This window comes from Archangium sp., from assembly GCF_036389735.1.
Lineage (GTDB): Bacteria > Myxococcota > Myxococcia > Myxococcales > Myxococcaceae > Archangium.
The window spans coordinates 1-3730 of sequence record NZ_DASVWK010000091.1 but is presented as its reverse complement, the minus strand read 5'-3'; the positions used below and the strand labels follow the sequence as shown (position 1 = coordinate 3730).

Genomic DNA, 3730 nt, shown 5'->3' with positions numbered 1-3730 from the left:
CAGCTTCATCAGCGCGGCCAGGCGCACCGCGCCGCGCATGTAGTCCGAGAAGTTCAGGAACGTCCCGCCGAAGGCGCGGAAGCCCTGCAGCGCCAGTCCGTTGACGATCGCCCCCATGGCGTGCTCGCGCACGCCGAAGTGGATGTTGCGTCCGGCGTGGTCTCCCGGCTTCATCGGCCCGGAGAAGCCCAGGTACGTCTTGGTGGACGGGTTCAGGTCCGCCGAGCCGCCCACCAGCCACGGGTAGTTCTTCGCCAGCGCGTTGAGCACCTTGCCGCTCGAATCGCGCGTGGCCATGCCCTTGGCGTCCGCCGGGAAGGTGGGCAGCTCCTTGTCCCAGCCCTCCGGCAGCTCGCGCCGCTGCATCCGCTGGAGCTGCTCGGCCAGCTCGGGGTGCTGCTTCTGGTACCCGGCCAGCTTCGCCTCCCACGCCGTGCGCAACTCCAGGCCCCGCTGGCCCACGCGCTCGGCGAAGCGCTCGCGCACCCCGTCCGGCACCAGGAACCTCGCGTCCTCGGGCCAGCCGTACTTGCGCTTGGCTCCCTTCAGCTCCTCCTCACCCAGGGGCTCGCCGTGGGCGCTCGCGCTGCCCTGCTTCTTCGGCGCGCCGTAGCCAATCTGGCTGCGCACGATGATGAGCGTGGGCAGGCCGCGCTCCTGCTTGAAGGTGTTGAAGGCCCACGAGAGCGAGTCCAGGTTGTTGGCGTCCGTCACGTGCAGCACGCGCCAGCCGTAGGCCTCGAAGCGCTTGCCCACGTCCTCGGTGAAGGCCAGCTCCGTGCTGCCGTCGATGCTGATGTGGTTGCTGTCGTAGACCCAGCACAGGTTGGCCAGCTTGAGGTGGCCGGCGAGCGAGGCCGCCTCACTGGCCACGCCCTCCATCAAGTCCCCGTCCCCGCAGATGGCCCAGACGTCGTAGTCGAACAGCTCGAAGCCGGGGCGGTTGAAGTAGCCGGCGAGCCAGCGGCTGGCGATGGCCATGCCCACCGAGTTGGAGACGCCCTGGCCCAGCGGGCCGGTGGTGGTCTCCACGCCGCTCGTCCAGCGGTACTCGGGGTGGCCGGGGGTGGAGCTGTCGAGCTGGCGGAACTTCTTGATGTCCTCCAGCGTGACGGCCACCTGGTCCTCGACGCTGTTGTCCGAGGTGACGCGGCGCACGCCCGTCAGGTGGAGCAGCGAATACAGCAGCATGGAGGCGTGCCCGTTGGAGAGCACGAACCGGTCGCGGTTGGGCCAGATGGGGAGGGTGGGGTCGTAGCGCAGCTCCTGCTGCCAGAGCTGATAGGCGACGGGGGCCAGGGCCATGGGGGCGCCCGGGTGGCCCGAGTGGGCCTGTTCCACCGCGTCCATGGAGAGGGTGCGGATGGTGTTGATGCAAAGCCAGTCGGTCGGATCGTGGGTCATGTCTCGGACTCCTCTGTGCCCGGCGGTCGGCGCGCACCATGCCCGAAGCGGGGCGGGAGTGCCGCAGCATTCGGTAGAAGGTGAACGCGGGTGCACGGTGGCGGTCATCCGGTGGCGCGTTGCACTGGCGAGAGGGGCCCCCGGGTGGCATATGGTGCGCGCATGTCGATCGAGAAACCGTTGCGGGAGCTGGTCCAGGCGGAACTGCGAACCCGGCTGGCCCCCATGCACAAGGCCGTCGCGCGCATGGGGCAGAACATGGACGTGCTCGAGTCCCTGGAGGACATCATCTTGCGCCTGGCGCCGCTGGCCACGCGCATGCAGTCCTCGCAGTTCGCGATGCCGGGGCTCGAGACGCCGATGGTGGGCCGGGGCAGGGGTCGCCCCGTGGAGGTGGACGAGTCGCCCGTGCCGGCGCGCAGGGGTCGTCCTCCCGCGGCGCGGGGACCGGAGGAGGCGGGGCGTCGGTGTGCCATCGTCGGGTGCCCGCGGCCGTCGCGCTCGAAGGGGTACTGCTCGGCGCACTACCAGAAGCTGCGTCTGCTGGTGAAGTCGGGCCGGCGGCCGGCGAGCTGGGTGGATGACGCCAAGCCGCAATCGGTGCAGGAGGTGGTGCTGCCCAGGGGCCGTGCGGCGTCGAAGGCCCGCGAGGAGACCGCCCCCAAGAGGCCGGAGCCGGCGGTGCCGCCCAAGCCCAAGGCCTGGGTGCGCAAGAAGGGCGGCAAGGAGCGCATCGAGCTGCGCTGACTCAGGGCAGGGGGCGCTCCTACCGAAGAAAGTCCTGGAGGGTCGCGAGCACCTGGGACAGTTCCCGCTCGAAGGCGGGGGTGCTCGCCGCGAGCGTGGGCTCGTCGTTGTCCCTCGAGCCGGACTCCAGCCTCCGCGCGTGCTCCTGGAGCCGCTCGGCGCCGATGTTGGCGGCGAGGCTCTTCAAGGTATGGGCCGCGCGGGCGGCACTCTCCCGGTCTCCACCGTCCCGAGCCGTCCGGAACTGCTCCCAGCAGGCTGGCGCATCACCGAGGAACATCTCCGCCACCGTCCGGTACAGGTCCGCGTCTCCATCCATATTGAGGAGCGCGGTCTCCATGTTCACATGCCCCGGGTCGGGCCGCTGCGTCGCGATGGCCCCGGGTGCGAGCCACCGGCCCAGCGTCTGGTAGAGGTTGGTGGCGTTGATCGGCTTGCTCAGGTGCTCGTTCATGCCTGCTTCCAGACTGCGCTCGCGATCCCCCTTCAGGGCGTTGGCCGTCATGGCGATGATCGGCAGCCGGGAGAAGCGGGGCTGGGCGCGGATGCGCCGGGTGGCCTCGTAGCCGTCCATGATGGGCATCTGGCAGTCCATCAGCACCGCGTCGTAGCTGCCCTGGGACACGCGCTCAAGGGCCTCCGCCCCCTGGGAGGCCACGTCCACTTCCAGGCCAGCCCCGCGCAAGAAGTGCAGCGCCACTTCCTGGTTCAGCCGATTGTCCTCCACCAGCAGGATCCGCTTGCCCCTCAGGTGGAGAGGAGCGGCCCGGGAGCCTCCCGGGCGGCCGGGTGTCCGCGCGGTCTGGGTGGGCGAAATGCGGAGGGCCCGCTGGAGGGTGTCCAGAAGGGTCGATGGTGTCACGGGCTTGTGTACGTAGGCGTCGACCCCGGCGGCCTGCGCCTGCTGGGCGATGAGGGGGCTCTCGCTCATGGACGCCATGATGACCGTGGGCAGCCGCGCCAGGTCCTGACGCTGGTGGATCCGGCGGCTCGTCTCGAGGCCGTCGAGTCCCGGCATGTGGTAGTCGAGCAGCACCAGATCATAGGGGCGACCCTCCAGGCCGTGCCCCAGCTCGTCCAGGGCCTCCTGGCCGCTCGCCACCGCGTGCGCCTTGAACCCGAAAGAGACGCACATGGCGCCCAGGATGTCGCGGGCGCTGGCGTTGTCGTCCACGACGAGCACCCGCAGCTCGCGCACCGGGGGGGGCACCGGCTCGGAGGGCCGGGCCGCCTCACCCGGGCACCTCGCCAGGGGAAGCTGGAACCAGAAGCAGCTGCCCTTGCCGTACTCGCTCTCCACTTCGATCCGCCCCCCCATCAGCTCGACGAACCGTTTGCTGATGGCGAGGCCCAGACCGGTGCCACCATACTGGCGCGTCACCGAGCTGTCGGTCTGGAAGAAGGACTCGAAGAGCTGCGGCAGGTGCTCCGGCGCGATGCCGATGCCGGTGTCGCGCACCGAGAACCTGCACACCACGTGCTCGGCCTCCTCGGACACCTTCTCCACCCGCACGATGACCTCTCCGGCGGCGGTGAACTTGATGGCATTGCCAATCAGGTTCTGGAGGATCTGCCGCAG

At 69.9% G+C, this 3730-nt stretch carries 3 protein-coding genes; 1 reads left to right on the top strand and 2 read right to left on the bottom strand.

The annotated features are described in order from the left end of the window. Positions 1 to 1404, bottom strand: a 1404-nt coding sequence (locus VF794_RS03665; protein ID WP_331107752.1) for a transketolase, incomplete at its 3' end; no start/stop codon positions are given. A gap of 162 nt (positions 1405 to 1566) precedes the next feature. Between VF794_RS03665 and VF794_RS03660 the strand changes: the two genes are divergently transcribed. Beyond that, positions 1567 to 2151 (top strand): hypothetical protein, encoded by a 585-nt coding sequence (locus tag VF794_RS03660; RefSeq protein WP_331107750.1) that lies wholly within the window; start codon positions 1567 to 1569, stop codon positions 2149 to 2151. 19 nt (positions 2152 to 2170) lie between these two features. Here the strand turns inward: VF794_RS03660 and VF794_RS03655 are convergent. Beyond that, on the bottom strand, positions 2171 to 3730 hold a 1560-nt coding region (locus VF794_RS03655), incomplete at its 5' end, for a response regulator (protein WP_331107748.1).

Bases quoted from the DNA above. Each gene is read 5' to 3' on its own strand.
- VF794_RS03660 (WP_331107750.1), top strand. From the start codon at position 1,567: ATGTCGATCGAGAAACCGTTGCGGGAGCTGGTCCAGGCGGAACTGCGA.